General features: G+C 47.6%; 15 protein-coding genes. 2 read left to right on the forward strand and 13 right to left on the reverse strand.

Features of this window, described 5'->3' with window-relative positions:
• Positions 1-6 precede the first annotated feature (6 nt).
• Positions 7-639, reverse strand: a complete 633-nt coding sequence (locus tag ACFQZE_RS17795) for a bifunctional 4-hydroxy-2-oxoglutarate aldolase/2-dehydro-3-deoxy-phosphogluconate aldolase (protein ID WP_379359448.1) — start codon at positions 637-639, stop codon at positions 7-9.
• Positions 636-1,817: an A/G-specific adenine glycosylase gene (mutY, locus tag ACFQZE_RS17800; protein ID WP_379359450.1), complete on the reverse strand. Its 1,182-nt coding sequence runs from the start codon at positions 1,815-1,817 to the stop codon at positions 636-638. The genes ACFQZE_RS17795 and mutY overlap by 4 nt, the downstream gene beginning before the upstream one ends.
• A 142-nt stretch (positions 1,818-1,959) precedes the next feature.
• Between mutY and ACFQZE_RS17805 the strand changes: the two genes are divergently transcribed.
• Positions 1,960-2,316 carry a c-type cytochrome gene (locus ACFQZE_RS17805; RefSeq protein ID WP_379359452.1) on the forward strand — a complete coding sequence of 119 codons (357 nt, stop codon included), beginning with the start codon at positions 1,960-1,962 and terminating at the stop codon, positions 2,314-2,316.
• 55 nt (positions 2,317-2,371) lie between these two features.
• Here ACFQZE_RS17805 and ACFQZE_RS17810 read toward each other — a convergent pair whose 3' ends face one another.
• From ACFQZE_RS17810 to ACFQZE_RS17850, 9 genes are all read right to left on the reverse strand, one after another.
• Positions 2,372-2,605 carry a hypothetical protein gene (locus ACFQZE_RS17810; protein WP_379359454.1) on the reverse strand — a complete coding sequence of 78 codons (234 nt, stop codon included), beginning with the start codon at positions 2,603-2,605 and terminating at the stop codon, positions 2,372-2,374.
• Between the two features lie 57 nt (positions 2,606-2,662).
• Positions 2,663-3,061 (reverse strand): holo-ACP synthase, encoded by a 399-nt coding sequence (gene acpS / locus ACFQZE_RS17815; protein ID WP_379359456.1) that lies wholly within the window; start codon positions 3,059-3,061, stop codon positions 2,663-2,665.
• Positions 3,062-3,110: 49 nt separating this feature from the next.
• Positions 3,111-4,619, reverse strand: coding sequence for a copper resistance D family protein (locus tag ACFQZE_RS17820; protein WP_379359458.1), 1,509 nt, complete (start codon positions 4,617-4,619; stop codon positions 3,111-3,113).
• Between the two features lie 209 nt (positions 4,620-4,828).
• Positions 4,829-5,638 (reverse strand): ammonia-dependent NAD(+) synthetase, encoded by an 810-nt coding sequence (nadE, locus tag ACFQZE_RS17825; protein WP_379359460.1) that lies wholly within the window; start codon positions 5,636-5,638, stop codon positions 4,829-4,831.
• Positions 5,639-5,650: 12 nt separating this feature from the next.
• The gene (locus tag ACFQZE_RS17830) at positions 5,651-6,085 is read right to left on the reverse strand and encodes a BrxA/BrxB family bacilliredoxin (RefSeq protein WP_379359462.1); all 435 of its coding nucleotides are present in this window, start codon (positions 6,083-6,085) and stop codon (positions 5,651-5,653) included.
• 104 nt (positions 6,086-6,189) lie between these two features.
• Positions 6,190-6,543, reverse strand: coding sequence for a DUF3905 domain-containing protein (locus ACFQZE_RS17835; protein ID WP_379359464.1), 354 nt, complete (start codon positions 6,541-6,543; stop codon positions 6,190-6,192).
• A gap of 14 nt (positions 6,544-6,557) precedes the next feature.
• The gene (locus tag ACFQZE_RS17840) at positions 6,558-6,698 is read right to left on the reverse strand and encodes a hypothetical protein (RefSeq protein ID WP_379359466.1); all 141 of its coding nucleotides are present in this window, start codon (positions 6,696-6,698) and stop codon (positions 6,558-6,560) included.
• 59 nt (positions 6,699-6,757) lie between these two features.
• A complete protein-coding gene (locus tag ACFQZE_RS17845) occupies positions 6,758-8,437 on the reverse strand; it encodes a two-component system sensor histidine kinase NtrB (protein WP_379359468.1) in 1,680 nt (559 codons plus the stop codon).
• A 39-nt stretch (positions 8,438-8,476) separates the two neighbouring features.
• Complete coding sequence (locus tag ACFQZE_RS17850) at positions 8,477-9,316, reverse strand: alpha/beta hydrolase (protein WP_379359470.1); 840 nt, start codon at positions 9,314-9,316, stop codon at positions 8,477-8,479.
• Between the two features lie 134 nt (positions 9,317-9,450).
• Here ACFQZE_RS17850 and ACFQZE_RS17855 point away from each other — a divergent pair, with 134 nt between their 5' ends.
• The gene (locus ACFQZE_RS17855) at positions 9,451-10,716 is read left to right on the forward strand and encodes a BaiN/RdsA family NAD(P)/FAD-dependent oxidoreductase (RefSeq protein WP_379359472.1); all 1,266 of its coding nucleotides are present in this window, start codon (positions 9,451-9,453) and stop codon (positions 10,714-10,716) included.
• Between the two features lie 114 nt (positions 10,717-10,830).
• Here the strand turns inward: ACFQZE_RS17855 and ACFQZE_RS17860 are convergent, their stop codons facing one another.
• Both ACFQZE_RS17860 and ACFQZE_RS17865 read right to left on the reverse strand, forming a co-directional pair.
• Entirely contained in the window at positions 10,831-11,238 is a 408-nt protein-coding gene (locus tag ACFQZE_RS17860; RefSeq protein ID WP_379359474.1) for a hypothetical protein, read from the reverse strand.
• Between the two features lie 86 nt (positions 11,239-11,324).
• Positions 11,325-16,997 carry an Athe_2463 domain-containing protein gene (locus ACFQZE_RS17865; RefSeq protein WP_379359476.1) on the reverse strand — a complete coding sequence of 1,891 codons (5,673 nt, stop codon included), beginning with the start codon at positions 16,995-16,997 and terminating at the stop codon, positions 11,325-11,327.
• Positions 16,998-17,009 lie beyond the last annotated feature (12 nt).

The raw sequence follows: 17,009 nt of genomic DNA on the forward strand, positions 1-17,009 counted from the left end.
CTTTCTTTAAAGTTCCTTAACGGCATCCGTAAACGCACGGGCTCTTTCCGTCACAGCGTCGAAGCGGCCCTGCCTTACCCATTCCAAATCAACGAGCTTGCCACCCATGCCGACCGCGTTAGCCCCGGCGCGGAAATAGTCCGCAATATTATGAAGGTCGACCCCGCCCGTTGCCAAAATCGGAATATCGTTCAGCGGCCCGCGAATTTCTTTCAAATAGCCTGTCCCGAGCGTCCCCATAGGGAAAAGCTTAACGGCGTCCGCCCCCGCCTTCACCGCTTTCACAATCTCCGTCGGCGTCATAACGCCCGGCCAGACGGAAACTCCGCTCTCGCGACCGAGCGCGATTACATCTTCGTCCAGATTGGGCGAAATGAGAAACTGCGCTCCCGCCGCAATCGCTTCTTTCGCCAATTCCGTATCGATGACCGTCCCGGCACCGACAGCCGCCGCATCGCCAAACTTTTCCCGCCAGCGATAAATCATCCCGGCCGCGCCTTCCGTATTCATCGTAATTTCCATCATTCTGACTCCGCCGTCGATTAAAGCCCGAGCGGTATCATCAGCTTGTCCATCCTCAATGCCTCGCAAAATGGCTACTATTTTGTGCCGCAGCAGCTTGTTCAGCATATCGCTCATTTCCGCCAACCCCCAAAATCGTTTAAAATTTTTAAAAACAAATTAGGAAAAGGCAGCTGCTCCATCTCCTCCGGGGCAATCCACCGATAAAGCATTCCGTCCTCACTTCCCGTTTGATACGCGGCTGCCGATTCAGCGGCCATTAAAGACTCTGAACTGGCAATCATATCGCCGAGATCAGCGGTGTATACACGCATTTTCCAATGAATATGGCTGAAAATATGGTCGGCGTCGAGCAGCCAGCCTTTGGGGCGGACAAGCAGGCCCGTTTCCTGCTCCATCATTCGAACCAGGCTTTCCGCGAGCTCGGCCTGTTCCTTCGGGGCTTCCGGCGCATACCATACGCTCTTGTCGCTAGGCAGAAGCAAATGCGGCAGCTCCCACATTTGGGCAAGCAGACCTTTGTCCGGGCGTTGTCTGACGAGAATTTTCCCCTCATTGTCCCCGCTTCCTTGGACGATAACCGCCGCTCTGTATTCTTGACGGGGAGCCTTCGCTTTTGTTTTAATTGGCAGCTCCGTTTCCCTGCCCGCCATTCTCGCCTCGCAATGCTCCATGACGGGACATGGCAAGCAGCTTGGCGACTTAGGCGTACATACCATAGCTCCGAGCTCCATCAGAGCTTGATTGAAATCGCCCGCCGCTCCTTCCGGGATAAGCGACTTGGCCAACTTTTCAATGCCGACTCTTGTAGATGGCTTCGCTATATCTTCCTCTAGGCAAAAGTACCGGGAAAGCACCCGCATCACATTCCCGTCCACAGCCGGTTCAGGGCGGTCGAAAGCAATGCTCATAATCGCGCCTGTCGTATACGGGCCTACTCCTTTCAGTTTGGATACCGACTCCGTGTCGTCCGGAATGATTCCGCCGTACAGTTCCATTACCATTTTGGCCCCGGCTTGCAAGTTTCTAGCCCTGGAGTAGTAGCCCAGTCCCTCCCAGCTTTTCAGCACCTCTTCCTCAGGTGCCTCCGCGAGCGCTTGTACAGTCGGAAACTTCGTCATAAACGCCAAATAATAAGGGATGACCGTATCCACTCTAGTTTGTTGAAGCATAATTTCCGATACCCAAATCCGGTACGGGTTTTTGTTTTCCCTCCATGGCAAATTTCGGTTTCCCCGTCTGTACCACGTCAGCAGTTCTTTGCTGAAATAGGTTTTAGCCTGTTGCTGTGTCATTTCGTCTTTCCTTTCCGAATAACCACTCGTCCATTTATTTGTCGATTGTTTGTCGTTGTTTGTTGTCTCGCTTTATTCTATTATACGAATTATATCGGGATATGCCTATGAACAGTATATGAATGTGTAAGGAGGGACTGAATTGCCAAACCACGTCTATGCAAATAAAGCTTTGAAGCTGACCGCGGCGGGAGCCGTTGTTTTGCTGCTTGCCGGATGCGGCGGCGGCACCGGGGCGCCAGCCAAAGGCAATGCGCTTAAAGACGCTCCCAAAGAAGTCGCTGCTTTGTACAAGGCCAGATGCATAAGCTGCCACGGCAGCGAGCTTCAAGGCAAAGTGGGCGCGAATACCGATTTGACTAAGGTAGGCTCGCGAATGAGCGCAGAGCAAATCGCCGAACAAATCCGAAGCGGCAAAGGACTAATGCCGGCATTTGAAAGCTCGCTTTCCGACGAAGAGATAAAAGGATTGTCCGATTGGCTGGCGGCAAAAAAATAAGCGCGGGGATGCGCGGAATAGTAAAAAAGCTGCCGTAGCCGGCAGCTTTTTAATATTAATAGCCTATATAATGTCCGTTCGTTTTAGGAGATTTGGCCATAGAAATCGGGCTGGCCGCAGGACCGGCATAGTTCCAGTTCGTCTCTCCCATTTGCGGATGGGCGGGAAACAAATCTCCTTGCACAAGCAGCAGATCGTCCCCCCAATCGTTGGAATAAAGTCCGTCATACTGAACCCATTGTCCCGTCTTGAAGCGCCGCTTTGAGCCTTGCCCTTTTCCTCTGCTCATGGCCATTCTCCTTTCGCCGCATACCTGCTATTATTACATTCAAGTATGGGCCAAAGGTTACAACTTTATCCTTTCAACAACGGCAAAAGCCGAAGCAAGCTCTCTCTCATGCGAAATCGTAATATGAATGGATGTTTCCTCCCGCGACAAACGGAGCCTGCCCCACGCCTCGCTGGACAGCTCGCAAACCGGCTTTCCGGAACAATCTCTGCCGACTCCAATATCCGTGAACCAGAGCTGGGAGCCTAGCCCGCAGCCGAATGCTTTTGCAACCGCCTCTTTCGCCGCGAACCGTCCCGCTACATACTGATGCAGCCGAACGCCCTCGTAACTGAGGGCCGTCTCCAGCTCCTTCTCCGCCAAAATTCGTCTCAAAAACCGGTCGCCCAGCTTGCCTTCCAAAATGCCAGCTATCCGTTTAATATCCGTAAGATCCTGACCAATCCCGATAATCAAGTCCGTCCCCCCTCTGTCAAGGAGACATTAGCATTTGGCTAGGCGTAAGTCAAGAATTACCGCTATCCTGCGGAGACAGAGTTTTTTCATAATTAAATGTTTCCCCGCTTTGGTTTGTAATTTCCACTTGCAGCATCCCTTCGAATTCAGCGTTCAAATAATCGCCTTCCGCCAAATACGTATACTTCGTAAATCCAGGGAAGCTGAACGGATCTTTTTCCAAAGGCTGAAGACTAATCGGAATTTCCAGACCAGACGGCGTGAGCCGAAGAGATGCGGAGGCGGGCTCGCCCGATGCTTCGGGGAGCCATACGTACAAGCGGACTAGTTCCTCGCCTTTCTTTTCCCCCGGATCGATTTTTAAAGTCATATGGGCTTTGTCGCCCATCACATGCCAATAGATCGGTTCCGCCGCAAGGACTGCCTTCTCGGGTGGCGGCGGCGAAGTGGTCGATAGCCATCCAGCCACTGCAAACAAAGCTACTGCAAGCACAATTTCTGCCCGCACCCCGATGACTGCCGCTTTACTGCCGCTGTTTTTGTTTCTGAGCAAACGATGAGCAGCGGCGATGACGACAACGAGAAGAAGAAGGGCCGATTTGGCAATGGCAAGCTTGCCGTACTGGCTGCTCCATAGAGAAGACCATGAAGGAAGCTGCGTTGCAGTCAGCCAAATACCGCTAATGACAATAACGGTGATGCTTGGCAAAGCATATAGCGAAAAACGGTTCGCAACCGGCATAAGCCGCCCGGATAAGCTTGATCTGCAAGACATGGACCAAAGTCCCGCGAGCCCGCCAAACCATATCGCCGCCGTCGCCATATGGATCGAATGCGCAGCAATCGCGGCAGATACACCTTGAGATAGAGCATAAGCGTGACCCGTAATCGGGAATGTTATCACCACCCCTATGGCTAGCAGACCATTAACCGGAACCGCCCAGTCCTGCTCCCTTTGCGGCGCAAACGCCAGCAAAAGCATAACGATGAACGCCGCGGGCCGAAGAACCGCCATTTTGCCGACCATAGTCGAAGAAGCGATGTCGCTCCACGGCACTCCTTCGAATTGATCGGCGAGCATATCCAAACGGCTGAGACCCGTAATGGCAAAAATAAGTACAGCGGCCGCAAGTACGATTCTTTCCCCATTTTGCGTGAATCCTATTGGAGGGGCTTCCTGCTCCTTCCTCCAAAGCGCATACCGGAAAAAGAAGACGGCTCCCACCGCAATAATGGTAACCACCTCAATTATTCGCAAAACAACCATTAAACGCTGGCCGCCATCATGATCGTGCTCGAAATCATCGCTAGGCAACGCCGAAGCGTCATTATCGTTCTTTGCTTTCCCGGAAGACTTGGAATCGGTAGACGTTTCGTGGCCCTCATGGCCTTCATGACCGCCCGCGAGCAATAGCTCATTCGGATTTGAATAAGCCAAAGCCGATGGTACCGCTAAACCTGATGATACTATGAACAATACTATAATTGCGGCAATAACGGTCTTGATTACAGACCTGTAAGGCCGTCCGCAACGTTCAGATTCTGTTCGATAAGACATGCCGATATCAGCCTCCATTTCTGTTTTTTGAACTGACCACATTGTAACAGCGGCCTACTGATCTTACATGACTCGATAGGGCTATCCCTTGTGTACGAAATGTGAAGCGGCCCCGGCACTCACAGCAAAAAAAGACCGTCTACAGACATGAAGGAACAGAATCCTTAAATCTGACAAACGGTCTTTCTCACTCTAAAAAAGCTTGTTTTTTAAATTCCCGGAATCGGCGAGCGCTTATGCTCTGTTTTTAAATATTGCCGCTCCAGCTTATCGCGAGTTTCGGCGGCAATTTCTTTGCCTTCCAGATAATCGCTGTTTTCATCGTATTTAATGCCAAGCTCGTCTTCGTCCGTTTGACCTTCCCAAAGACCGGCCGTCGGAGCCTTTTTCAAAACGCTGTCCGGCACTCCAAGATGAGCGGCCAGCAAGCGAACCTGACGTTTGTTCAGCGTGCTGAGCGGAGTAATATCGACCGCGCCGTCTCCCCACTTCGTGTAGAAGCCGGTAATCGCTTCGGAGGCATGATCCGTCCCCACAACAAGCAAATTCAGATCGAACGCCAGCGCGTATTGCGTAACCATACGTGTTCTCGCTTTTACATTGCCTTTACCGCCGCGGCTTATATGACGGTGAATACCAAGCGATTTGAGGCTATGCTCCACTTCAAGCGCGATTTCGTCTACCGCTTCGCCAATATTCGTTTCTACCTTATGCGTAAGCTTAAAAGCTTCCGCCACCGCATAGCTGTCTGCAATATCGGATTGTTCTCCATAAGGCTGAAACACTCCGAGCGTTATAAACTCCTTGCCGCTTTCCACGCTAAGCTCATCGGTAGCCAGTTTGCAAAGTCCGACTGCTACAGCGCTATCGATTCCGCCGCTTATCGCAATAAGCAAGCCGGTAGTTCCCGAGCTTGTCACATATTGCTTCAAGAAATCGACCCGTTTGCGAACTTCCTCCGCCGGATCTATGCTTGGCTTCACGCCAAGCCGCTCAATAATTTGTTGTTGTAAGGTCATAGTCCGCTCCCGTTAGTTGCAGTACTTGTCGAATGCTTCCGTCAAATCGGCAGCGATCTCCGCTGCGGAACGATTCTCAATTTGATGGCGCTCGATAAAATGAACGAGCTCTCCGTCTTTCATCAAAGCGATCGATGGAGACGATGGCGGGTATGGCGCAAAATATTCGCGAGCCTTCGCCGTCGCTTCTTTATCTTGCCCAGCGAATACGGTAAATAAATGGGTCGGAAGGTTTTCGTTTTGCAAAGCTTGCGCTACGCCTGGACGGCATTGGCCCGCAGCGCATCCGCAAACGGAATTGATCACGATAAGAGCCGTTCCTTCTGCACCCGGAACGTTAGCCTCAACCTCATCAGCCGTTCTTAATTCTTGAATCCCCAGCTTCGTTAGATCGTCGCGCATAGGTTGAACCATATCCAACATATATCTTTCAAATGACATCGACATTTCAACACACTCCTTGTAAAGCATTATTTTTGCTATTATTATAACGTCCCTTACGAAAATAAAGCAACCAGGGACATAGCTCCGGTTGCTCTCTTTTACAGGTTTTATTGCGGCTCTGGCTTCTCCATGCCGGAGGAAGCATTTTTTTCGGGATGAGAAAACGTTCCCGCCTCCGGGGCTATGCCCTTTTCAAACCAATCTCGATTCTCTGCTGTGTGAAAGCCAATATCTTTGAAAGGATGCACCCACTGCTCTCCTGCCATAACAGCGGGATCCGTCTCCGTGCTCCATTGCTCCAGCGGAGAATTTGCCGATTCGTAGTGATGGTCGCCAATGACGACACCAAATTTGTTAACAAATGGCGCCCTGTCGCCTCTTCCCTTGCGGAACTGAGGCAAAAACTCAATTTCATAGGGGTCGAGCTCAGGATCGTCCCTGCCGGTTCCAGAAGGATTCAAAACATACAACTCCCTTATGTTGAAGGCCGGTTAGGTCCATTTAACTTTTTGTCGATCCCATTTTGGCCAGCTTCACTTTCTTTCGTCTTTGCTTTATTGCGAGCTGCTTGCTCTTTTTGCTCAATTGAGCTGCCGTTTCCTTGCTCATTACCCATATCGATTGCCTCCCTTTGAACGGCTAATTGGCTATACGCAGCCTTTTGCCTCATCATGATCAAAGGTTATTATGCACAAACATTTCTTCCCTTATGTTAAAGGTGACAACAAAAGTTGTCCCTTCGCCTTCCTTGCTCTGGACATCAATTCTGCCGTGATGGCGCTCCGCGATGCTTAGGCAAAGCGGCAGGCCAAGCCCCGTTCCACGGGTTTTCGTCGTAAAAAACGGCTCGAACAAATGCTTCATTTTCTCTTGCGTAATGCCTACGCCTTCATCCGAAATATGGACGCTGATTTCTCCATCCTCGTAAGCCGTTTTAATACGAAGAACCCCTTTTTCCTCCATCGCTTCCATACCGTTTCGTGCCAAATTAAGCAGCATCTGCTTCACTTCCCGATCATTGAGCATCATGTCTGGAAGCTCCTTGCACAGTTCAACCTCAAGCGATTGTCCACGCAAGTTGGCGTCCGCGCTGAGAAGCGGCACCAAATCGTTAATACTGTTGTTAAGCGAAGCGGCCTCCATCTTGAGCTCCCGGTTTTGGGCAAGCGACAAAAAGTCGCTAATAATGAGATTGGCTCGATCAAGCTCCTCCATAATAATGCGGAAATATTCATATTGGCTTTGAGGGCTTCGCTCCTGAATCAGTTGAACAAACCCTCGAATGACCGCCATTGGGTTGCGAATTTCGTGCGTAATGCTGGCTGCCATCTGTCCAACAAGGCTCAGACGCTCCATTCTCCCCAGTTCGTCGCGTAGTTGTCTTAATTCGGTTACATCCTGTGCGATTAACGCAGCCCCTATCACGTAATGATTGGCTACATCACGAAGCGTTACGGTAGTAAAAAGGTGTACGCCGCCGTCTTTCATTTCCATAACCGTCGATTCCGACTCCCCTTGCAGAGCCAATTCAAGCAAGTGGATGCAAGTGTCCCCCATCTCCGACAGAAATACGGCACGAAAGCTGGACAGCTTCAATTTATCGATGCTTTCCGGGCCAGGCTGCATGCCGAGCAGATTTAGACATTCATCATTTACTTGAGTAATCATGCCATCTCTATCAACCATCATAACGGCAATAGGAGCTTTGCCAATAAACTGATGCAGCTTCTCTACCTCGTTTCGATAGCTGGCCGAAAGCTGGATGACTTTATAGTGCAAAAGCTGCTTCTCTTTAATACTCTCGATAATATAAATAGAAAGCCACACGCCAAGCATCATACCGATCGCCGCCATCGCCGCATCCATAATGAGCGCAAATGACATTAAAACATCGTTTTTCATCATCAGCACACCCATAAACCCGTAAGAGCATGCCAGCAAAACGCCGATAATCAACAAACCGATCTTTTCTTTTTTTGCTGTCGCCGCCAACTGAAACGGACGGATGGATACCCACAAAAGCAATATAAAAAGGAAGAGAAAAATAAGAAATCCTATTATTTCTTCCGAGTGGTCCAAAAATGGGATACGAACAAATATGTAAAGCAGCGTAAGGCCCGCCATAGCGCGGTATCCCCCGTATAGGGAACCTATTAAGTAAGGAACGATTTGAAAATTGATTTCATACTGCTGAAAAGTAGCCGTTGTCAGCAAACATAATATAATCGATATACTGCTCGTGATGGCAATGAAGGGCTTAAAGCCCTTCCAGCCCCTTTCTTTGTCATGCCAAAGCAAAAATGTGAACACTGGAAGTACAGATAAAAAGAATTGGAGCAGCATATCCTTCAGCACAGAAAATTGGGCCTCCTTCATGAAGCATGATAGGCTATGTTAAAGAAGTTGTCGTTCCATCCAATCTACAACCAAAGCCACTCTTTCTCTTCCTCCCGCATCATTGTGAAGCTCATGCAATCCGTCGTCCATTGAATGCCACTCGCACTTTCCTGGCAAGCTTTCGGCAAGCTCTTTACTTGCGCTGTAAGAGGTGACCCTATCGCTCGTTCCATGCATGAGCAACAAGGGGACATGCAGCTCTTTTCCATGACGGAGTGCCCATTCTCCAGCGGCTTGAACTTCCAAATACGTTCTAGGAGTAATTGTGGTATGGTTTAGCGGGTCCTCATGAAGAGGGCGGATTCCAAGATCGCTTGGACGGAACAAATCATCCGGCTTCAGGCCCGAAGACATCGGAAGCGATGGAAAAACAGCGGCCACTCCTCGGCCGAGCCATTCTTTGATCGCGTTCGGCTTAAAAGCGAGACGAAGCCAAGGACTTGTCAAAATAAGCCCCTTTATTTCCGGCTTGCGCCTAATCGCACAGTTTAGAGCGATGTTGCCTCCCATGCTGTGTCCGTACAAAAAGAACGGCAGGCCCGGATGCCTTTCGACCGCTTCGTCCATAATTCTAATCACATCGTCTATTGCGGCGCTCATCGCGCTCATATGTCCCCGTTTTCCTTCCGAACGCCCATGACCCAATTGGTCTAACGCAACCACTGCAAAATCGGCTGCCGTAAGCTGCTCCGCCACATACTGATAGCGCTCTCCATGCTCTCCATGCCCATGTACAATCAACACTACAGCTTTTGGACGAGTGCTCTCTGGCAGCCATTCCCTAACGTAAATATTTTTTGCTTCCGTGCCTAATGCTACCCATTGTTCGCGCAACATAGTGCAATCGCCTCCTTGCTCCGAGTATACTAATTAAATTATACTGTAAACCATGAATTTGAATAGAGAGAATGTTTTATGCTATATTTTCAACTTTTTTGAGAAATTATTAATGATTTGGGAGTTTGAATAAAATGAACTATGATGTAATTGTAGTGGGCGCAGGCTCATCCGGCCTTATGGCAGGCGTGTCGGCAGCAGAAAACGGGGCAAAAGTGCTTCTTCTCGATAAAGGGGACAAGCTTGGTCGCAAGCTAGGTATTTCCGGCGGGGGGCGCTGCAATGTCACCAATGCAAAAGAATTGGACGAGCTGATTAAACATATTCCGGGCAATGGAAGGTATTTGCACAGCGCCCTGGCAACGTTCAATAACAGACATATTATTGCCTTCTTTGAGGAGCTTGGCATTGCGCTCAAGGAGGAAGATAACGGCAGAATGTTTCCTGTCAGCGATAAAGCGAAAACCGTTGTCGACGCTTTAGTCGGCAAGGTGCGGTCGCTTGGCGCAACTATCCGAACCAACAGCCCAGTAAAGCGCGTCCTGTATGAAAATGGGGCTGCAGCGGGAGTCGTTCTCGCCTCTGGCGAAACGATCCGGGCCAAATCGGTTATAGTCGCTGTCGGCGGAAAGTCCGTTCCGCATACCGGCTCTACAGGAGACGGCTACGCTTGGGCGGAAGATGCCGGACATTCGATAACGGAGCTTTTCCCGACCGAGGTGCCGCTAACTTCAAAGGAGTCGTTCATCCGCAGCAAAGAGCTGCAAGGGCTCTCCTTGCGATCGGTTTCCCTGTCGGTATGGAACGCCAAAGGAAAACGTGTAATCGAGCATGAAGGGGATATGATTTTTACCCATTTCGGTCTGTCTGGACCCATCGCACTGCGATGCAGCCAATTTGTTGTAAAAGGATTGAAGCAGTCCGGAGCGGGTTCCGTCCTTGTAACCATCGATTTGCTGCCGCAATTGTCTACCGATGAGGTTTATTCGCAATCTCTGACACTGTGCAAAAACGAATCGCGCAAAACAATTAAAAATGCGCTAAAAGGATTTTTCCCAGAACGTCTTATTCCGCTTCTGCTGCAAAAGGCGGGGCTTTCGGAAGACATCACCTTCGACAACATTCCAAAGCAGGAATGGCTGGAGCTTGCCAAGCTTGCCAAAGTGTTTCCGGTTCAAGTATCCGGAACTCTTTCCATCGAAGAAGCTTTTGTGACAGGCGGCGGAGTCAACCTGAAAGAAATCGACCCAAAAACGATGCAATCCAAATTTATGAACGGCTTATATTTTTGCGGCGAAATATTGGACATTCACGGATATACCGGCGGCTACAACATTACCGCCGCCTTTACAACCGGCTACAGCGCTGGTAAACATGCTGCGGAAGGCCGCTTTATGTAAGCCAGGCATACGCAGCTTTTTCCTCAGAATTGATTTTAGATTTTTAGGAAAAAGACAAAAGGCGCTCCCAAGAGGGGGCGCCTTTTGTCAAAAGCGGTGTTACAAAAAGCTCAACTAAATGTGTACATCACCCGAAAAATGATTGTACTCCTCCTGGCCGGGAATCCACCGCTCACCTTCCGCCGCCTCTACGGTGTCATTGTTTAAAACCTGCTGTTCTTGCCGTTCTTCCTTATCAATCCAATCCTCGTTTACGACATGGGCGGGAATGGTGATCGCTTGCAAGGCGTAAGCGGAATTTGTAATCGCTTCTTCCGCTATTTGCGATTGCTCGATGAGCCTGCCCCCATGGGATTGAGCGATTTCGAGCGCCGATGTCAGATCATTGCGATCCACATGAATGTGCAGTAGATTATCGTTGTGCATAACAGGATCATACCCAAGCTCTTGAAGCATATCGCGTGCCAGATCGGTGCTCCGATTGTCCAGAAACTCGAACATGATAGCCGAATGATGTGTCAAACCCATCTTCCTTTCTCAGCCCAATTTGGTTCATGCTTATAGCATGCCAATATTGGTGAGCTTTCATGATATTTCTAGAAGCAATGTTATTTGACGCGATGAACGCCGATCATTTGGGAGACTCTTCCCAGTACTTCAATTTCAACTTCCGATTTTTTAACAGTTCCGTTATTGTAATAAGCACTAAATGTGAAGACAGCAGAGCCGTCCTTCAGCTTTTCAAATGATTCGTCCCACAGCTCTCCGCCCCATTTTGAACGGTTGGCGTCAAGTGGAGATAAGACAACCGTATGTTTCCCAAACTCGACTTCAACCCGATCGGCACGAGTCAATGAATTGGTTACGGTCGTATCAGCCTTAAATAAAAACTTCTCTCCTGCCCAAAATACATGGTAACTGCGAGGGGTTTCCGCATTCCCTGATTTTTTCAAATTGTAATTCCGACGATGCTCATTCCATAGCTCTGTGTGCAAAACGGATCCCACAACATAAAGCTCATTCACCTTGATTGTTTTAATTGCTGTTACAGGAGCTGCTTTCCCGTCACTCACCGTCAGCTTCATTTGCCAAGAGCCAATTTCATTTAATCGAATACGAAGATCGGGCTGGACGTATGGAGGATGAAGAGTGTAGGTGCGATACTCCTTGTCTCCGCTAGGACTGATTAATTCGTAGCGCGCATGGAGCTGATCCCCATCCGGGTCGCCAGCAGCAGCTATAAAGCTAACCGTATCTCCCTCAAATACCGGTTGCGGCTCCCAATGAAAATCGGCATGAGGCGGACGATTGCTGGATAAGGTCACTTCCTGAACAACGGTTTCAACATTTCCGTTTGGAGTTCTAGACCTCCATTCAAATTTATAACGCCCATCCGGCACGCCAGAGGCTGAAAACATCCCGTGCCAGTTTTTTTGCCCAAAACCTTCAGTGGACACGGTTGTAGAGGTGAGCGTGACCGTTCTTTGATACGCCGTTCCTTTAAATAAAGTGACGGTCGCCGCATCGGGATTGACAGCTTGATCGGGATATTTGCTTGTCGTCGCTTCAAGCCGATACAACTTCCCTGCTATAATGTCTTTCGTGTTCGTTTCAGAGCCATCGGCTGCATTTATCGACCCTTTTAAAGTGATAGGCGTTGCGACACGTATTTGAAATGACTTCGTTTCTAGCGAGCCATCCACTGATCCCATTCCAGTAACGGTAAACGTATAGGCCCCATCCGGCATCGTATTCGGAATAATAAACGATTCGTCATGCCAAAAAATATCGTTTCCTTTTTTTACTCCCGTATAATAGGGAACGGCTCTATTGAATAGTCCGTTTATTTTTAAATGGAGAGAAATAGCATACGGATACCTCGTCCAAAGCTCGTGCGCAATAATGCTTTCGCTAGCTGGAAGGCTTGCTAAAGAGAATCCGCTGTAAGCGGGCTTCAATTTGGATTTCATTTGGACGGGAACGGAACTCGGCAGCACGTACGTTTTCCTCAAAGGTTCTGACCATGCCCCCTCCAAATCTTGAACAATGTAATCCAACACGTATGTACCCGAATCTAACGATTGAGGGATTTTTGTATATACTTCCCCCGTTTCCTGATTGGAAAGTTTAATAGAGCGGGCCTGAATGCCCCTGTCTGTCGCGGCACGAGTGATATTATGATCCAGATCATAGCTTAGATCGGTCCATTTCGTCTGATAGCGATTCGACATCAACAGATAGTCAAAGTCCAGTTCTATGTCAGGAATCGGTTTTCGATGAACGAGCACTTGAACGGCGGACACATTTGAAAAATAGCGGTATTGTTCAAAATGGAGATCGGAAACCGGCAAATCTTTAATAACCCGATAGAAGGTATATTTGCCCGGCTTGTCAAAAACCAATTTTGCTTGAAATGGGTGCCAGTTTCCACTCGTTTTTTCGGATATTAATGGCTTGCCGCCAAACGATTCAAAACCGAAAGAGTTATCGAAATGGTAGGGATCTTGAACCACTTGGAGCAAATGATCTTCTACCGGTAGCATGTCCCCTTCCGCATCAAAAGAAGCCGTTCTTAATTCGATTTCTTCTCCCGCTAATCTGACCGTCTTGGGTACGGCTGGATTCCCTTCCGCCATATACTCAATCGCTTTATCTATCATTTCTTTTATCGGGCGGTTGTTCAAAATAAACTTTTCATGGTCGATTTGTTCTTTCATACTCTCACTGCCGATTAAGATTACTTTTGCATGATGCTTATCCATAACTTGCAGCAAATCTGTCAATCCGGATATAGAAGTGTTCGTGTCCGCAACATAAACAACATATTTAACTGGTGCCGTTGACAAAAATGAAGGATCGTATGGCTGTCGTACGTCTTTATAGATAGTCCCGCTATAATAACCTGTATAATTATTTACAATCCGAATATCCGGTACCCAAACCTCACGGGTCCAATAAACCGTTCCTGCATAATGAGCCGTCCAGTTTCCTGTGCATGAACTGTTTGGAGTAGATTTGGCAGGGCATCCGCTTCCGGTCTCGCCTGTTCGATTCAAAGTACCCGCATATTTTCCGTCGCTATAAGCTACTGCCCCCGGACAATTGCCGCTGTCGGATACCAGTCTGTAATTGCCTTTGCTGTCGTAACTATATCGTTTGGTGTGATTGCATGAGTCCGTTTTGGTTGCGGAGTCTGTTTTGGTTTGGTATTGTCCCTCATCATAAGAATAAGGAGCATTGGTTACCCGTTCTCGTTGCAGCGTTCCGGCGTAGCCGCTTGAATGATAGTTAATGGACGTGTCGGGATAACTGGAGCCTGTATTTCTTAAGGTGTTTGCCGACTGGCTATGCCTATACGTTTTCATATCCCAAATATCCAAATTTGCGAGGACGTTCGACTGGGTCAATTGGTTGGTCAAACTAATTCTGTTGTGCCTTATATAATCGGTTGCAGCTTGTTCCAGCTTCGCATCCAGCATCATAAAAACATCGACGCGCTGCTTCTCTGCAGGTACATCCACATATAAATCACTGGAAGGAGCATAATTGTCTACAAAAAAGTATGACTCTATTTGATGCTTTTGATCATCATTGGGGGCGCTATGCTCCAATAGCTTTTCTTCATTTGTTCCTTCTAGCGCGCTCGCTATGATTTTGTATTGACCTAATTTCGAAAAAAGCGGCAGCTCCGTGACATCCCCGTCCGATTGAAATACAATCTGATCCATCGCTCCATCATTATTGGAATCGTAATAAATTTCCAGTTTTTGATTTGCAATAAAATCTCCGTCCGTACTTTGAACATCGTAATAAAGCTGAAGCGGATCAAGACGGCTAATTTGGGCGTTATATGCGTGAGCAATAATAGCCGGGCGGTGATCAGGCATAATTTCGTATTCAATTAGATAAGGGTCGGAATAACGGACGATTGATTGGCCGTCTCCATAGTGAATGACTCGTTTGGCGGCTATGCTCATTTTGTATACGCCCGGTTGTTTGTACATAAACATTTTTTCAGAGAGATTGTTTTCACAGTAGCCGGTTCTACACTTTAGATGTTGATCGTCCGGGTCAACGAAACTGAAAGTCGTAATTTCCAAAGGGGCTTTTTCCTCAACCCATCTGTCATTGCTTTCAGCCGAGCGGTCGAAGGCGGACATTTTGCGATTTTGCTTAAATAATCCTTCCAGCTTAATGGACACACGCGGTTTAGAGTCATGTACCACAATATGCTGAATTTTATAGGATTCAGAGCCATCCGGTGCTGTAAAAGTCGCTTTGACCTCCCTTAATCCTATGAGCGCTTCTCCAAATGTATAGGAGCCCGAATAAAAAGCAGCCGCATCAATTTCTACTCCGTCAATGTAAACCCGCTTGTCGAATTCCGCATAGCTCGGTGCTTCCTCGCAGTTTCTGCTTGGAATCCGTTCAGGCTCCTCCTCCGATACGGGCAAAGGAACAACGTCATACCAGTCCAGCGGCCAATCCGCCTTAGGTGAAATGTATTGCTTGGGCCTCTGCAAGGACGAATCCGATGGCTTACAGGAAGCGGGCGGAGTTTGAACGACCGTTACACGTTTGCTGGATTCAGACGAGCGGTTAACGTCGGCGTCACGATCGACTATTTTTTGTATAATCGAAAAGGTTTTAGTAACCGACTCTCCTCTAAGCTCTTCTTCTGCAAATGCTGATGCCATAAAGTTAAATAAATAGGAATTGACTGCATTTTGATCTAAAAAACCTTTTTTGGGAGCTTTTATTTCCGGAATAGCCGGATCAAATTTTTTGACTAAAGAGGTGCCGTCTTGTTCATTTGTAATGACGAACTCGTAAAAATCGGCATCTTGTCCGTATGAAAAGTCTTCATAGCCCACATTCGCTGCGGTAAATTGCGACTTTTTCTCAAATTGAATAGCGGGAACGATACCGAAGCTGCTTAACATTGACTGCTTTTGCGTGGGTTCAAACGGAATGGTGAGGTTGCAATATTTCATGGAAAATGCCGGATTGCTCGAGGTGTGATCGTTAAAGTAAGTAAATACACCGGCATTGCTTGTGTAGGTCCAAACTTTATCGCTTGAGCGGTCTAATTTGCTAAGATCGACTTCAATTGTAAATTCAGCAGAGGCTTCATTGCCTGCCCGAACAATTCCATCCTTGCCGCTCGCTGACGACTGTTTGATGTATTGTCCGGTTTTTGGATCGATTAAATCAAATCGCCATTCTTTAATATCTTTGCGATGATAATATTTGCTTTCGGAAAGCCGATCCCCAAAGACCAGGGAATCCTTAAGCATTCCTTGCACTTTTACATCCACCGATAATTTAGTACTTTTGCCGATTGGAATGGGCTTTGAGCTAACCGGCTCGACGATACAAGCAGCTTCCACAGGCTGCTTTCCTTTTAATTTTGGCAATGAAAAAGTATGATACCAAATAGAATGAGTTTCCCAACTATAATGGTAAAGGTTGCCGAAGCCTCCTTCTCTGGTCGTCGGTTCTTGGTCTATGGACATGTAGTTTCGGGGGTCTTGAAATCTGCGCTCATTCGGCAGCACAGTATATTTATCCTCATATTTAACACCTTGTGTAATCTTAAATCCTAAACCTTGGTTTATCCATTTTTCTAAATGATCAAATTGTGGCGACATGACGTCGGGTCTTGGATTTTTATAGACTGCACCTGGTGTTTTCGGCTTATATTTATAATTTAACGGTAGTTCCATCCATGGTTGATAAATCCAATGTTTTGTACCAAGTTCATTCCCTGACCAAGAATCTACAATAAAATGAATATTTGAAAATGGATTACCGTCTCTTGTAAATCCCAAATATCTCCATTCACCTCTTGATATTTCACCCGAAGAAGAATCCTTACCCTTAAAGTGACCTTCATTTAAGATTTTGCTGTCGACATTTTCTGATTGCCATCCCTTTTTAAATTGTTGGATAGAGCCAACCTTACTTGGCTCTCCATAAACCACTAGGAAGCGCTGACCAACGGTTTTAGTGCCACTATCATTTAATGGCCATATTTTTCGTGAGAAAAATTCACTATTAAATTTATATCCATTGGTTGAGCAAGGGGGGATTCCTTCTGGAATATAACCGTCTACTGTGGGGCTATAACCACACTTATTAATAAATCCGTTAATGTTTGCCGGTGGTTTGCTTAAAATCGATGCATCGATTTTCGTGACAGACCAAACGTTACACCAATCAATAAAAATGATAACAATTAACGCTAATGCTATATGCTTTAACTTCAAAACATTAATCACCTCTACTCAAAT

Source organism: Paenibacillus sp. GCM10027627, from assembly GCF_042675505.1.
In the GTDB taxonomy this organism is placed as follows: Bacteria; Bacillota; Bacilli; order Paenibacillales; family Paenibacillaceae; genus Pristimantibacillus.

Excerpts from the sequence above, each read along its gene's own strand:
- ACFQZE_RS17855 (WP_379359472.1), top strand. The coding sequence starts at position 9,451 with ATGAACTATGATGTAATTGTAGTGGGCGCAGGCTCATCCGGCCTTATG.
- ACFQZE_RS17830 (WP_379359462.1), bottom strand. The coding sequence starts at position 6,085 with ATGTCGATGTCATTTGAAAGATATATGTTGGATATGGTTCAACCTATG.
- mutY (WP_379359450.1), bottom strand. The coding sequence starts at position 1,817 with ATGACACAGCAACAGGCTAAAACCTATTTCAGCAAAGAACTGCTGACG.
- ACFQZE_RS17820 (WP_379359458.1), bottom strand. The coding sequence starts at position 4,619 with ATGTCTTATCGAACAGAATCTGAACGTTGCGGACGGCCTTACAGGTCT.
- ACFQZE_RS17810 (WP_379359454.1), bottom strand. The coding sequence starts at position 2,605 with ATGAGCAGAGGAAAAGGGCAAGGCTCAAAGCGGCGCTTCAAGACGGGA.
- ACFQZE_RS17795 (WP_379359448.1), bottom strand. The coding sequence starts at position 639 with ATGAGCGATATGCTGAACAAGCTGCTGCGGCACAAAATAGTAGCCATT.
- nadE (WP_379359460.1), bottom strand. The coding sequence starts at position 5,638 with ATGACCTTACAACAACAAATTATTGAGCGGCTTGGCGTGAAGCCAAGC.
- ACFQZE_RS17840 (WP_379359466.1), bottom strand. The coding sequence starts at position 6,698 with ATGGGTAATGAGCAAGGAAACGGCAGCTCAATTGAGCAAAAAGAGCAA.
- ACFQZE_RS17850 (WP_379359470.1), bottom strand. The coding sequence starts at position 9,316 with ATGTTGCGCGAACAATGGGTAGCATTAGGCACGGAAGCAAAAAATATT.